Genomic DNA, 13,774 nt, shown 5'->3' on the forward strand with positions numbered 1-13,774 from the left:
TCTTGTGAACTAACACCTGAGCAGGTTAATCGTTTTTTTTATAGTAGAAATTTCTATCCATCCGTGATCAAGATCACCATGATAACACCATGTAAAATATTTATTATTCTGTAGTTAAAATGACAATCAGATGACCTGACAGGCTCGTTTCGATACAAAACATTACACTGACTATTTTTAAGATAATGGCCTATATCACTACCTTCATACCAAAATAGCAGAACATATCGCCACATTCCCATTTTCACCCTATCCTGACAGTGTAAAAATCTGCCATTCTTCAAATGAAGAAATTTAACGCTGGATAACATTTCTCAGCCCCGACGATTTCACCACCTGAGTTATATGTAACAGATTATTACAAACCCCTTGTCTGAATGGTCAAGATAGTGAACATTACTTGCCGTTTCCCCTCCCACTATAACAATCGGACGGATGAACTTGACTCATCACGTACCAGAACACCCCCGTTGATATGGGATGTAAAAAAAGAGGTAAAAGTGTCTACTGCAAACAATAAACCAACAGAAAGCGTCAGTTTAAACGCCTTCAAACAACCAAAAGCGTTCTATCTCATTTTCTCAATTGAGCTGTGGGAACGTTTTGGTTATTACGGCCTGCAAGGGATTATGGCCGTCTACCTGGTGAAGCAACTGGGTATGTCAGAAGCGGATTCCATCACTCTTTTCTCCTCCTTTAGCGCCCTGGTTTATGGCCTTGTGGCTATTGGTGGCTGGTTAGGTGATAAAGTTCTGGGCACAAAGCGTGTAATTATGTTGGGTGCTGTTGTCCTGGCCATCGGTTATGCACTGGTTGCATGGTCTGGTCACGATGCAGGTATTGTTTATATGGGTATGGCGGCCATCGCGGTCGGTAACGGCCTGTTTAAAGCAAACCCATCTTCTCTGCTTTCTACCTGCTATGCCAAAGATGACCCGCGTCTTGATGGTGCATTCACCATGTACTACATGTCCGTCAACATCGGTTCATTCTTCTCTATGCTGGCAACACCGTGGCTGGCAGCACGTTACGGTTGGAGCACCGCGTTCGCCCTGAGCGTCGTGGGTATGCTGATCACCGTTGTTAACTTCGCATTCTGCCAGCGTTGGGTTAAACAGTACGGTTCCAAGCCTGACTTTGAACCCATTAACTTCCGCAACCTGTTGCTGACCATTGTTGGTGTTGTGGTTCTTATCGCTATCGCGACATGGCTGCTGCACAACCAGGGCATCGCACGTATGGTTCTGGGTGTTATCGCCATGGGTATCGTGGTTATTTTTGCGAAAGAAGCGTTCTCTATGCAGGGTGCTGCGCGTCGTAAGATGATCGTCGCCTTTATTCTGATGCTGGAAGCCATTATCTTCTTCGTGCTGTACAGCCAGATGCCGACGTCCCTGAACTTCTTTGCGATTCGTAACGTTGAACACTCTATTCTGGGTATTGCTTTCGAACCAGAACAGTATCAGGCACTGAACCCGTTCTGGATCATCATCGGTAGCCCAATTCTTGCCGCTATCTATAACAAGATGGGCGACACTCTGCCAATGCCTACCAAGTTCGCTATCGGTATGGTGCTGTGCTCAGGTGCATTCCTGATCCTGCCGCTGGGTGCGAAATTCGCGACCGATGCGGGCATCGTTTCTGTGAACTGGCTGATCATCTGCTACGGTCTGCAAAGTATTGGTGAGTTGATGATTTCTGGTCTGGGTCTGGCGATGGTGGCACAGTTGGTTCCACAGCGTCTGATGGGCTTCATTATGGGTAGCTGGTTCCTGACAACTGCAGGTGCAAACATCATCGGTGGCTACGTGGCTAACATGATGGCTGTTCCGGAGAATGTGACCGACCCATTGATGTCCCTCGAAGTCTACGGTCGTGTGTTCCTGCAGATTGGTGTTGCTACCGCAGTTATCGCCGTTCTGATGCTGCTGACTGCGCCGAAACTGAACCGCATGACGCAAGATGACGACGTCAGTGAGAAAGCCTCTAAGGCCGCAACAGCGTAATTCTCAGGGAAACTTTATTTCAGGCCGCTAACTGTTGTTAGCGGCTTTTTTTTTGTTCCAGGTAGCACTACCATACGGTATACCTCAGCCAAAAGGAGTTACCGATGAAACTGTTCTACAAACCGGGCGCTTGTTCTCTTGCTTCCCACATCACACTTCGTGAGAGCGGTAAAGATTTCACGCTGGATGGTGTTGATCTGATGAAGAAACGTCTGGAAAACGGCGACGATTTTTTCGCGGTAACCCCGAAAGGACAAGTTCCCGCACTGTTGCTGGATGACGGTACACTACTGACCGAAGGCGTCGCCATCATGCAATATCTGGCAGATACCGTTCCAGACCGTCATCTCCTGGCCCCTACCAGCAGTCTCTCCCGCTACAAAACTATCGAATGGCTTAACTATATCGCGACAGAGCTACATAAAGGTTTTACCCCTCTGTTCCGCCCGGATACACCAGAGGAGTACAAACCAACCGTTCGCGCATTGCTTGAGAAAAAAATGCAGTATGTGAACGAATCGCTGAAAGACAATCCGTGGATTTGCGGCGCACGCTTCAGCATTGCTGATGCCTATCTGTTTACCGTGCTGCGTTGGGCGTATGCGGTTAAGTTGAATATGGCAGGATTAAGCCATATCGAGGCGTATATGACGCGCATGGCTGAGCGTCCGGCAGTTGCCGCAGCGCTTAAAGCGGAAGGATTAAATTAATTGGTGTTGCCGGGTAGCGCTTGCGCTTACCCGGCCTACAGACAAACGTAGGCCCGATAAGCGTGAGCGCCATTGCATCTTGATTACAGCTGAGTGGCGCTAAAGTAGTGTTCTGGTTTCGCGATACGATCCTGCGCGGCAACCACCTGCAGTTCATACTCCTGCATCTCTTTGGTGGCGATCATAATTTCGTACACCGCCGCAGTCACATGCTCCAGCGCCTGCTGCAATGAAGCCCCCTGCAACAGTTTAACCAACAACAAGCCACTGGTGACGTCACCAACACCAACCGGTTGGCGTGCGCCAAAATCGACAAGTGGACGGCTGATATGCCACGCCTGTTCAGCGGTGACCAACAGCATCTCAAAGCGATCTGTGCTGATACCAGCACGGGCAAGATGCTTAACCAGAACAATTTCCGGTCCCTGAGCAATCAGTTCACGGGCAGCCATCACCGCCTCATCAACATTGTTAACCGCATGCTCGCACAGAATTTCGAGTTCAATCAGATTTGGCGCGATAATGTCGCTGGCCGGAAGTGCATGACGAACATGAAATTCCGCAACACCAGGCGCCACGATGCACCCTTTTTCAGGATGCCCCATCACTGGATCGCAAAAGAATTTCGCCTGAGGATTTGCCGCTTTCACTTTGCGCACAATACCCAGAATATGCTCGCCCTGCTCTGCGGATCCCAGATAACCACTCAGCACCGCATCGCAGGTCTGAAGTTTATCGATATCAGCAATGCCCTGAACAATTTCAGTCAGATGACTGGGCGGCATAACACAGCCGGTCCATTTACCGTACTGCGTGTGGTTAGAAAACTGAACGGTGTTGAGCGGCCAGACATTCGCGCCAAGACGACGCATCGGAAATTCGGCAGCACTGTTGCCGGCATGGCCAAAAACAACGTGGGACTGGATGGCGAGGATATTCTTCATTTTACTTACCACAACCCTAAAAAATAAAGGGGCGTAGTTTCCCACGCCCCTGCTGACTTTGACTTATTTCCAGCAAATCAGACAGTAATTCTTTTTGCCACGGCGCAGTAAGGTGTAGCGGCCGAACAAAATATCACTTTCCTGGAAGAAATATTCCGGGTCAGATTGTTTCTCACCATTAATGGTGACCGCATTAGACGCAATGGTCTTACGCGCCTGACCGCGCGAAGGCTGCAGTTCAGAATCCACCAGCGCCTGCATCAGGTCGGCACCCTTGTCCATTTCGATCATGGGTACACCATCCTGCGCCAGCTGTTCGAAGTCCGCTTCGCTCAGGGAGGCCAGGTTACCATTGAACAGGCTTTCGGTAATGCGTTTCGCCGCCACTAAACCTTCTTCGCCGTGAACCAGACGCGTTACCTGCTCAGCCAGAACATACTGGGCACGCGGTGCTTTACCGCTGTTCTTATCTTCTTCTTCCAGCGCATTGATCTCTTCAATGTCCATAAAGGTGAAGAATTTCAGGAAGCGATAGACGTCCGCATCAGCCGTGTTGATCCAGAACTGGTAGAACTTGTATGGACTGGTTTTCTTCGGATCCAGCCAAACTGCACCACCTTCCGTTTTACCGAATTTGGTACCGTCAGCTTTAGTGATCAGCGGAACCGTCAGGCCAAAGACCTGATTCTGATGCAGACGTCGGGTCAGATCGATACCAGAGGTAATGTTACCCCACTGGTCAGAACCACCAATTTGCAATGCCACGCCATGCAGTTTATTCAGGCAGGCAAAATCATAACCTTGCAGCAGGTTGTAAGAAAACTCGGTAAAGGAGATCCCCTGATCGTCACGGTTCAAACGCTGCTTAACCGCTTCTTTGTTGATCATCTGGTTTACGGAGAAGTGTTTGCCGATATCACGCAGGAAAGTCAGTACGTTCATACCGCCAAACCAGTCGTAGTTGTTCGCAGCAATCGCCGAGTTGTCGCCACAGTCGAAATCGAGGAACGGTGCAACCTGTTTGCGGATTTTATCCACCCACTCTTGCACGGTATCTTCGGTATTCAGTTTACGCTCGGCGGCTTTAAAGCTCGGATCGCCAATCAGACCCGTTGCACCACCTACCAACGCAACAGGCTTATGGCCTGCCTGCTGGAAGCGTTTCAGGCATAACAATGGAACCAGATGCCCCAAATGCAAGCTGTCAGCGGTAGGATCGAAGCCGCAATAGAGCGCGATCGGGCCTTGCGCCAGTCGCTCTGCTAACGCTTCCTCGTCCGTCACCTGGGCCACCAGCCCCCGCTCTTGCAATTGTTTAATCAAGTTACTGCTTGCCATCAAAATCTCCATGTATAAAACGACTGCACCTTTGCCGGTACACGACTTTTCGCCTGATGCGAAAGAGACATAGAATAAAGCGCCGGATTCATCAGCACCAGCGCTTAAAACAAGAATTTTGCATCTTTAGGGGGCCAGACGGTCAATTTTCCACGCGTCATCTTCACGTTGGTATAAAAAACGGTCGTGCAGACGGTTTTCGCCACCCTGCCAGAACTCCATTTGTTCAATGCTCACGCGAAAGCCGCCCCAGAAACTCGGCAACGGAACTTCCCCTTGCTGAAACTTCTGCTTCAACTCAAGAAATTTACTTTCCAGAATTCCGCGTGCGGAGATCCGACTGGACTGCTTAGAAACCCAGGCACCAATCTGGCTATCGCGCGGGCGACTGTGGAAATATTTTACCACCTCAAGCGTGGACAAGCGTTCGGCCTTGCCGATGACCATCACCTGCCGTTCCAGCGTATGCCAGGGGAATAACAGGCTGATACGCGGGTTGTTTTCGATCTGGTGCGCCTTACGGCTACCCATGTTGGTATAAAACACCAGCCCTTTGTCATCATAATGTTTGAGCAACACGATTCGCTGGTACGGTTGACCGTTTTCATCGACTGTTGCGACGACCATAGCGGTAGGGTCTGCCAGTTTGGCATCACAGGCTTGCCCCAGCCAGCGCTCAAACAGCGCGAGGGGTTCGGCGGGAAGATCGCGGCGGCGAAGACCGCCTTTCGTGTATTCACGGCGCAGATGCGCGATTTGCTGCAATTCGTCGTTATCAGACATGATGTTGGGCTACGGATTGTCAGTGGGTGACGCTATTGTGCGCCGCCCTGCTGGAAATCTCAACGCTTCGGGTTCTGTAACTGACAGTTATTCAGCACAATTCTGTCTCGTTTATATACCGTCGCGCTGTCGCCTTTAGACCAGAAGACGTAGATACCATCTGTGTAGCGTGCACCCGATGCCGACACGCCCTGTTTGAGATTCAATAGCTGATTATCATAAACAAAGCTCGCCACCTGTCGGGTATTATTCAATTTTACGGTAAGCGGTTTTTCATCACAGCGATATTCGAGCGTATCCGTTTGCATACGCTCGACAAATTGGTTGTACACACTACAACCGGTAAGCAATACGGGCAGACACACTAATAACAGTTTTTTCATAGCCATATCCTGAAGACTTTCCTGGTCCCGGAGGGCAAAAACACCCTCCCTAACATCCCTAGTTTATCGGTATACCGCCTGGAATAATTTCAGTTAACTCTGAGTTCGTGGATTGGCGGGGAAAATAGCCCCTAAAACACTGGGCTCAGATGCACCGGTCACAGAAGGCAGGTTCCCCGGCAGTCCTGCAAGTGTACGCCACGCCAGCCAGGCAAAGGCTAACGCTTCCATATCATCACCACTGATCCCAGCGTCATCGGTGGAGGTCACTTCCGTACCCGGCAGCAGCGCCGCCAGACGCATCATAAGAAGTGGATTGCGACTACCGCCGCCACATACCATTAACCGTTCACACCCACCGCTCAACAGGACCTGCTCTGAAATCGTCACTGCCGTCAGTTCAGCCAAAGTCGCCTGTACGTCTCGTGGGCTAATTCCCGGAAACTGCGCCAGATGGCGTTCAATCCAGCCATAATTGAAATACTCACGCCCCGTACTCTTTGGCGCGGGTGCGGCGAAGTAAGGATCGCTAAGCATATTTTGCAGCAGAGGGAGAATCACCGTTCCTTCACTGGCCCACTGCGCGTCTTTATCATAAGACTTACCACATTGCCGCCAAATCCAGGCATCCATCAGCATATTGCCCGGACCAGTGTCATATCCCCGAACCGGTTGTTTTGGTATGAGCAGTGACAGATTGGCAATACCACCAATATTTAACACCATCCGGCGCTCCGTTGGATGCGCCAGCAACGCCTGGTGAAAAGCAGGAACCAGCGGTGCCCCCTGTCCGCCTAACGCGATATCGCGCCGACGAAAATCACCGACCACCGTTACCCCGGTACGCGCAACAATTTGGTTGTTATCACCAATTTGTAGCGTGTGTGGCGCGATTCCTGTCGGTTCATGCCACACGGTTTGCCCATGACAGCCGATCGCGACAATATCCTGCGGTTTTAATTTTTCCTGCTGCAGCAACGCATTCACCGCATCGGCGAACAAACGCCCCAACTGCGTGTCCAGTTGACCGTATTGAGAAAGCGTCAGTTGCTGCCCCTGGCAGATATCCAGAATGGCCTGTTTTACATGTACGGGTATGGGCCATGTCAGACTTGCCTGTTGCGCAACCATCGTTTCATCTATCGCCGCCAGCACAACATCCACACCATCAAGGCTGGTTCCAGACATCACTCCGATAAAACGGCCTGATTTCATACGTCATCCTTTTAAGCAAATTAGCCTTGACACTCCACCATAAAGTGTCGACTAATTCCATGCTTCCTTGATGATTTTTGCGGGTTAATCTTTTCAGTAACCTCTAAATTCCATCAACGAGATGAATGATTCGTTTATACTCGGTTAACCCGATTTCAGTTAAGATTTTCATATTGTTCCAGTAGAACATGTGACCTTAGACTCACAAATGCCATATAATTTAGCCATGAGGAGTGCTTTATTAGCGTTTCGTGGTGGCAAAGGAGATTTGTAAATGATTAAACGTGTGCTGATTGTTTCATTAATGGGCGTATCTTTAGCGGGCTGCGTTAACAATGATAGCCTTTCAGGTGATGTGTATACCGCATCCGAAGCGAAACAAGTTCAGAACGTTACCTACGGTACGATTGTTCATGTTCGTCCGGTGCAAATCCAGGGTGGTGACGACGCAAACGTGATTGGCGCTATTGGTGGTGCTGTGCTGGGTGGGTTCCTCGGTAACACAGTAGGCGGCGGTACCGGTCGTTCATTAGCGACAGCGGCAGGTGCGGTTGCCGGTGGCGTAGCAGGCCAGGGCGTACAAGGCGCGATGAATAAAACCCAGGGCGTAGAACTGGAAATTCGTAAGGATGACGGCAATACCATCATGGTGGTTCAGAAGCAGGGTGCGACCAAATTCTCTGCGGGTCAGCGCGTTGTTATGGCTAACAATGGTAGCCAGGTTACCGTGTCTCCACGTTAATCGAATTCACGTGTGGTCAGCCTCTGGCCACACGTCGTTTTGATCGCTTTAGCCCTGCGACTGCAGTTCAATGATATTGTGTTCCAGTCTGGCGACCAGTTTTATCAGCAGATCAATTTCCTCAGCAGAAATCCCTTCCAAAATTTCGCCGCGCGTTTTGTTGATAACCGCTTCCATATCAGCAATCAGCGGTTCGGCCTTCTCCGTTAATTTAATTCTCTTTGCCCGACGATCGCTGGCGCAAGTCTGTCGTGAAATGAGTCCCTTTTCTTCTAACTGGTCGAGCGTACGCACCAATGAAGGCTGCTCAATACCAATCGCTTTAGCCAGTTGAATCTGTGATTGATCCGGTGGCAACTGATGAATGTTGTGCAGCGTAACCCAATGCGTCTGCGTCAACTCCAGAGGTTTCAGGCGATGGTCAATCAGAGCACGCCAAATGCGCACCAACCGTGCCAGATCAGAACCTAATGGCGATTCCAATTTCATCTCCTTATAATTAGCTTGCTAAGTTATTGTGCTGATTTTAGAATAGTGTGCAGCATTTGTATTCCCAAAACAAATGTATTGCCAAATTTGCTTACCGGATGACATTTTTTCAGACATTCTGCGTTACAGAGACACATTGTCCCTTTTTTTGCTAAACCTATAGCAACGCTCTTTTCGCCAAGGATTTTGCCCGTGAAGTTTATGTTTAATGCAACAGGATTGCCCCTACAAGATTTAATGATCGGAGCATCTGTCTACTTCCCCCCTATTTTCAAGGCGTTTGTTACAGGATTTATCCTCTGGCTAGTTGTTCATCGCCTGCTACGCGACGGGATCTATTCTGGCGAAATCTGGCATCCCCTGCTAATGGATCTGTCCCTCTTTACGCTTTGCGTGTGTCTGGCCTTTGTCATGTTGATTGCGTGGTGATTATGTCGCTTAAAACCCTTAAATACTTCTCCACTATTATAGTCGCTGCCATTGCCGTCCTCGCCGGATGGTGGATGTGGAATTACTATATGCAATCGCCCTGGACGCGTGACGGAAAAGTCCGCGCTGAACAGGTCAGCATCACACCGCAAATCTCTGGCAGCATTAGCGAACTCAACATTAAAGATAATCAACTGGTTAACAAAGGTGATATTCTTTTTGTTATCGACAAGACCCCTTTCCAAATTGCTGAGCTGAACGCACAGGCTCAGTTGGCCAAAGCGCAGTCCGATCTGACCAAAGCCAATAATGAAGCCAAACGCCGCCGCAATTTGTCGCAAAACTTCATCTCTGCAGAAGATTTGGACAGTGCACTGCTCAATGTAAAAGCCATGCAGGCGACCGTTGCCGCCGCCCAGGCCAGTTTGCGCCATGCTCAGTGGCAACTGGCGCAAACGGTAGTCAAAGCTCCGGTCACAGGCTGGATCACCAATCTATCAACCCGTACCGGAGACTACGCCTCAACGGGTAAACCTCTGTTTGCTCTGGTCGACAGTCACTCTTTTTATGTCATGGGGTATTTCGAAGAAACCAAGCTACGCCACATTCAAGACGGGGCACCTGCACTAATCACACTCTACAGTGGCAATATTAAGTTACAGGGTCACGTTTCCAGCATTGGTCGCGCCATTTATGATCAGAGTGTGGAAAGCAATTCTGGTCTGGTTCCTGACATCAAACCAAACGTTCCGTGGGTTCGTCTGGCGCAGCGGGTTCCCGTTCGTATCGAATTTGATACCCTTCCGCACGATGTGACGCTGGTTTCAGGGACAACCTGTAGCGTGTCCATCGGTCAGCAAAAATGAAACTACCCCGCCTGACACCAGCCAGTCTGCCGTGGTTTAAAGCCACGGGTGGACAGTGGCGTTACGCGCTGCGTAATACTATTGCGATGTGTCTGGCGTTAACCTTCGCCTATTACCTGGATCTGGACGAACCCTACTGGGCGATGACATCAGCAGCGGTGGTCAGTTTTCCAACCGTTGGTGGCGTGATCAGCAAAAGCCTGGGGCGTATAGCGGGCAGTTTACTTGGTGCAACGGCCGCGTTGATTATAGCTGGCCATACCCTCAATGAACCCTGGCTGTTTCTGTTGAGCATGTCAGTCTGGATCGGTTTTTGTACCTGGGCGTGCGCGCATTTCACCAACAACGTGGCCTACGCTTTCCAACTGGCAGGCTATACAGCGGCGATTATTGCGTTTCCAATGGTGCATATTACAGAGGTTACGCAGCTGTGGGATATCGCCCAGGCACGAGTGTGCGAAGTCATCGTCGGGATCCTCTGTGGCGGCTTGATGATGATGATCCTGCCCAGTACATCCGATGGCACCACGCTGCTGACCGCATTGAAAAACATGCATGCACGTTTGCTGGAGCATGCCAGTTTACTCTGGCAGCCAGAAACCACAGATGCTATCCGCACCGCCCATGAAGGGGTGATCGGTCAAATCCTGACAATGAATCTGCTACGTATTCAGGCGTTCTGGAGCCACTACCGTTTTCGTCGTCAAAATACCTTACTCAATGCGTTGTTACACCAACAATTGCGATTGACCAGCGTCATTTCCAGTCTGCGGCGGATGCTACTGAACTGGCCAAATCCTCCGGCTAATACCCGTGATGTCATCGAGCAGTTGCTGACCGCGTTAGTCAAACCTGATACCGACAGCTACGCCGTCTCACGGATTATCGCCCCGCTGTGCCCTGTCGATCAGCATGACTATCGGCACGTCGCCTTCTGGCAGCGTCTGCGCTATTTTTGCCGTATCTATCTGAAAAGCAGTCATTATCTACGCTTACTGGAAAAAGGTGTCACGGCCGATCGTATCAATGTTGAGCGCACGCCGGGTCTTGCCCGTCATACCGATAACGCGGAGGCTCTCTGGAGCGGATTGCGTACCTTCATTACGCTGATGGCAATCGGCGCGTGGAGCATTGGCGCACAATGGGAGTCAGGCTCCGGGGCTCTGACGCTTGCCGCCATCAGTTGTGTGCTGTATTCCGCCGTAGCGGCCCCATTCAAATCACTCTCTTTGCTGATGCGCACGCTGGTCCTGCTGTCACTGTTCAGTTTTGTGGTGAAATTCGGCCTGATGGTACAAATTACCGATCTCTGGCAGTTCATTCTGTTTCTCTTCCCGCTGCTTGCCACCATGCAGTTATTAAAATTACAGATGCCCAAACTGGCGGGGCTTTGGGGACAGCTGATTGTCTTTATGGGATCGTTCATCGCGGTGACCAATCCTCCCGTCTATGATTTTGCAGGTTTTTTGAATGACAATACGGCGAAGATCACTGGCGTCGCGCTGTCGTGGTTGGCTTTTGCTATTCTAAGGCCCGGTTCTGATGCGAGAAAAAGCCGCCGTCATATTCGCGCGTTACGACGTAACTTTGTCGATCAGCTTAGCCGTCATCCTTCACTCAGTGAAAATGAGTTTGAGTCACTGACCTACCATCATGTCAGCCAACTCAGCAACAGCCAGGATGCACTGGCGCGACGTTGGTTACTCCGCTGGGGAGTGGTGTTACTAAACTGCTCACACGTAGTATGGCAACTTCGCGTCTGGGAGGTGCGATCAGATCCGCTGGCGCGCGTCAGGGATGTATGTATCTCACTGTTACGCGATGTGATGAGTGAACGTGGCGTGCAGCAACGTCCGCTGAATGCCACGCTTAATGAACTCCAGCGCATCTGTGATGCACTGGCCCATCATCATCAGCCCGCAGCGCAGGAGTTATCGGCCCTTATCTGGCGACTACACTGCTCACTTTCACAACTTGAGCAAGCGCCGCCACCGGGTACGCTGAGTCGCTGATTACTTGATAACACCACAGGCGTAGCGCGCCCCTCCGCCACCAAGTGGTTTCGGTTGATCGGACATATTATCGCCACCAACGTGGATCATCAGCGCTTTACCTTTAATTTCATCAAGTGATTTCAACCGGGGGGCTGTCACTGCCGTCGTGGCATTCCCTTCGTTATTTACCACCAGCAATGGCAGGTCGCCCATGTGGCCTGCGCCTTCCGGACCTTCATGCTTGCCAGTTTTATGCGGGTCATAATGACCACCAGCAGATTCTGCTGCCGAGGCTTTCCCCTCTTTAATAGCGGGTTGGCAACTGCCATTAGCATGCACATGAAAACCATGTTCACCCGGCGGCAGTGCTTTAAGAGCGGGCGTAAACTCCAGCCCTTTTGCGGATTCAGCAATGGTGACAGTACCAATTTCCTGGCCAACGCCCTGCGACGTCACCAGATTCATCACCACTTTCTCACTGGCAGCCTGTGCACCTGCACAGGCCAGTAACGTGATGATGGCTAAACTCAAACGTTTCATACAACCTCCGTTATCCAGGTGTCTGACTGATAAGTGTAATCCAGTGACACAAATTTGAACGACGGAACGCTGAATACGTGATTAAGGCACGTCGTAACCAAGAGCCGCTTTACGAATACGGAACCACTGCTGACGAGACATGTTCAATGACTCTGATTCAATTGCAGCACGCACACGTTCGATTTTACCCGAGCCAATAATCGGCAGTGGCTGCGAGGGCAGACGCAGGATCCACGCATACACCACTTGTTCTATGGACTGCGCGTTCAGTTCTTCTGCTATCACTGCCAGTTCATTGCGCAGCGGCTGGAAGGCGTCATCATTGAAAAGACGCCCACCTCCCAGACAAGACCAGGCCATTGGGCGGATACGCAGCTGTTGCAGCTGATCTAACGTTCCATCCAACAGGAGCGGTTGATGCACCGGTGAAATTTCGACCTGATTGGTTGCCAGGGTAAAGGGTAATCGCGATTGCAGCAGTGAAAACTGTGCTGGCGTGAAGTTAGAGACACCAAAATGGCGCACCTTACCGCTATGATGTAATGCCTTGAAAGCTTCCGCCACATCGTCTGCATCCATTAACGGATCGGGGCGGTGGATCAACAGCAGATCAAGACGATCGGTTGCCAGCAGCTTCAGCGACTGCTCGGCACTGGCTATAATATGGGCGCTGTCAGTGATGTAATGACCCAGCGCGTTTTCCTCTTTCGCCGTCGTGGCAATACCGCATTTGGTCACAATCTGCATTTTTTCACGCAGGTGCGGCGCCAGTTTCATCGCCTCGCCAAACGCTGCCTCACACTGGTATCCGCCATAAATATCCGCGTGATCGACTGTCGTGACACCCAGATCGAGATGTTCCTCAATAAAGCTGACTAGCTGACGCGCGGACATATTCCAGTCCATCAGGCGCCAGTACCCCATCACAAAGCGCGAAAATTCCGGGCCTTGCGGCGCAATAGTAATACGCTGAACCATAGCAGCTTCCTTATAAATGAGTGTGCATCGAGTATACGCAATTACGCGTTTAAAAGAGTGAAGGTTGTTGCGGTTCTTCCGGCGGGTTGGGTTTGCTTGCGCGCAATTTACGCATCAGTCGCTGGCGACAAAGCCGCAGTACCTCTTGCTTTTGGGCATCGCTCATTTTCTGCCAGTTAAAACGCTCATCCCGACTGCGAAAACATCCACGACAAAAACCGCGATCGTCAGACTGACATATACCGCGGCATGGGCTCTGGACGGGGAAAAACTCCAGCTGTTCGGCCACATCCCCTCCTTTTGTAAGATTGATATACCTATTGAAGACGGTAACTGAAAATCTGGCAAGCGCTATTG

14 protein-coding genes and 1 pseudogene are annotated in these 13,774 nt (G+C 50.6%); 6 read left to right on the forward strand and 9 right to left on the reverse strand.

Going from position 1 to position 13,774, the window contains the following annotated elements; all coding sequences use genetic code 11:
• Window positions 1-500 precede the first annotated feature (500 nt).
• On the forward strand, window positions 501-2,006 hold the full coding sequence (gene dtpA / locus OGX95_RS17375; protein ID WP_271440569.1) for a dipeptide/tripeptide permease DtpA: 1,506 nt from the start codon (window positions 501-503) through the stop codon (window positions 2,004-2,006).
• A gap of 104 nt (window positions 2,007-2,110) precedes the next feature.
• Window positions 2,111-2,716: a glutathione transferase GstA gene (gene gstA / locus OGX95_RS17380; protein ID WP_286630351.1), complete on the forward strand. Its 606-nt coding sequence runs from the start codon at window positions 2,111-2,113 to the stop codon at window positions 2,714-2,716.
• 83 nt (window positions 2,717-2,799) lie between these two features.
• Here gstA and pdxY read toward each other — a convergent pair whose 3' ends face one another.
• The 5 genes from pdxY to anmK all read right to left on the reverse strand — a co-directional run bounded on the left by pdxY (window position 2,800) and on the right by anmK (window position 7,379).
• The gene (gene pdxY, locus OGX95_RS17385; protein ID WP_286630352.1) at window positions 2,800-3,660 is read right to left on the reverse strand and encodes a pyridoxal kinase PdxY; all 861 of its coding nucleotides are present in this window, start codon (window positions 3,658-3,660) and stop codon (window positions 2,800-2,802) included.
• A gap of 63 nt (window positions 3,661-3,723) precedes the next feature.
• Window positions 3,724-4,998, reverse strand: a complete 1,275-nt coding sequence (gene tyrS / locus OGX95_RS17390) for a tyrosine--tRNA ligase (protein ID WP_286630353.1) — start codon at window positions 4,996-4,998, stop codon at window positions 3,724-3,726.
• A gap of 126 nt (window positions 4,999-5,124) precedes the next feature.
• Window positions 5,125-5,781, reverse strand: a complete 657-nt coding sequence (pdxH, locus tag OGX95_RS17395) for a pyridoxamine 5'-phosphate oxidase (RefSeq protein ID WP_005127173.1) — start codon at window positions 5,779-5,781, stop codon at window positions 5,125-5,127.
• 59 nt (window positions 5,782-5,840) lie between these two features.
• On the reverse strand, window positions 5,841-6,170 hold the full coding sequence (gene mliC, locus OGX95_RS17400; RefSeq protein ID WP_005127174.1) for a C-type lysozyme inhibitor: 330 nt from the start codon (window positions 6,168-6,170) through the stop codon (window positions 5,841-5,843).
• Window positions 6,171-6,257: 87 nt separating this feature from the next.
• Window positions 6,258-7,379 carry an anhydro-N-acetylmuramic acid kinase gene (anmK, locus tag OGX95_RS17405; protein WP_286630354.1) on the reverse strand — a complete coding sequence of 374 codons (1,122 nt, stop codon included), beginning with the start codon at window positions 7,377-7,379 and terminating at the stop codon, window positions 6,258-6,260.
• Window positions 7,380-7,653: 274 nt separating this feature from the next.
• Between anmK and slyB the strand changes: the two genes are divergently transcribed.
• Window positions 7,654-8,121 carry an outer membrane lipoprotein SlyB gene (slyB, locus tag OGX95_RS17410; RefSeq protein WP_003029175.1) on the forward strand — a complete coding sequence of 156 codons (468 nt, stop codon included), beginning with the start codon at window positions 7,654-7,656 and terminating at the stop codon, window positions 8,119-8,121.
• A gap of 48 nt (window positions 8,122-8,169) precedes the next feature.
• Here the strand turns inward: slyB and slyA are convergent, their stop codons facing one another.
• Window positions 8,170-8,610, reverse strand: coding sequence for a transcriptional regulator SlyA (gene slyA, locus OGX95_RS17415; protein ID WP_019076732.1), 441 nt, complete (start codon window positions 8,608-8,610; stop codon window positions 8,170-8,172).
• A 192-nt stretch (window positions 8,611-8,802) separates the two neighbouring features.
• Here slyA and OGX95_RS17420 point away from each other — a divergent pair, with 192 nt between their 5' ends.
• The 3 genes and pseudogenes from OGX95_RS17420 to OGX95_RS17430 all read left to right on the forward strand — a co-directional run bounded on the left by OGX95_RS17420 (window position 8,803) and on the right by OGX95_RS17430 (window position 11,942).
• Entirely contained in the window at window positions 8,803-9,039 is a 237-nt protein-coding gene (locus OGX95_RS17420) for a DUF1656 domain-containing protein (RefSeq protein ID WP_286630355.1), read from the forward strand.
• A gap of 2 nt (window positions 9,040-9,041) precedes the next feature.
• Window positions 9,042-9,905, forward strand: coding sequence for an efflux RND transporter periplasmic adaptor subunit (locus tag OGX95_RS17425; protein ID WP_286630356.1), 864 nt, complete (start codon window positions 9,042-9,044; stop codon window positions 9,903-9,905).
• Window positions 9,902-11,942: pseudogene (locus OGX95_RS17430) on the forward strand (FUSC family protein). The gene OGX95_RS17425 and the pseudogene OGX95_RS17430 overlap by 4 nt, the downstream one beginning before the upstream one ends.
• Here the strand turns inward: OGX95_RS17430 and sodC are convergent.
• The 3 genes from sodC to OGX95_RS17445 all read right to left on the reverse strand — a co-directional run bounded on the left by sodC (window position 11,918) and on the right by OGX95_RS17445 (window position 13,706).
• Window positions 11,918-12,439, reverse strand: coding sequence for a superoxide dismutase [Cu-Zn] SodC (gene sodC / locus OGX95_RS17435; protein ID WP_286630357.1), 522 nt, complete (start codon window positions 12,437-12,439; stop codon window positions 11,918-11,920). The pseudogene OGX95_RS17430 and the gene sodC overlap by 25 nt on opposite strands.
• Before the next feature lie 81 nt (window positions 12,440-12,520).
• Entirely contained in the window at window positions 12,521-13,417 is an 897-nt protein-coding gene (locus OGX95_RS17440) for an aldo/keto reductase (protein WP_286630358.1), read from the reverse strand.
• 49 nt (window positions 13,418-13,466) lie between these two features.
• Window positions 13,467-13,706, reverse strand: a complete 240-nt coding sequence (locus OGX95_RS17445; RefSeq protein ID WP_286630359.1) for a DUF1289 domain-containing protein — start codon at window positions 13,704-13,706, stop codon at window positions 13,467-13,469.
• Window positions 13,707-13,774: the final 68 nt, after the last annotated feature.

Source organism: Citrobacter sp. Cu233, assembly GCF_030332225.1.
Lineage (GTDB): Bacteria > Pseudomonadota > Gammaproteobacteria > Enterobacterales > Enterobacteriaceae > Citrobacter.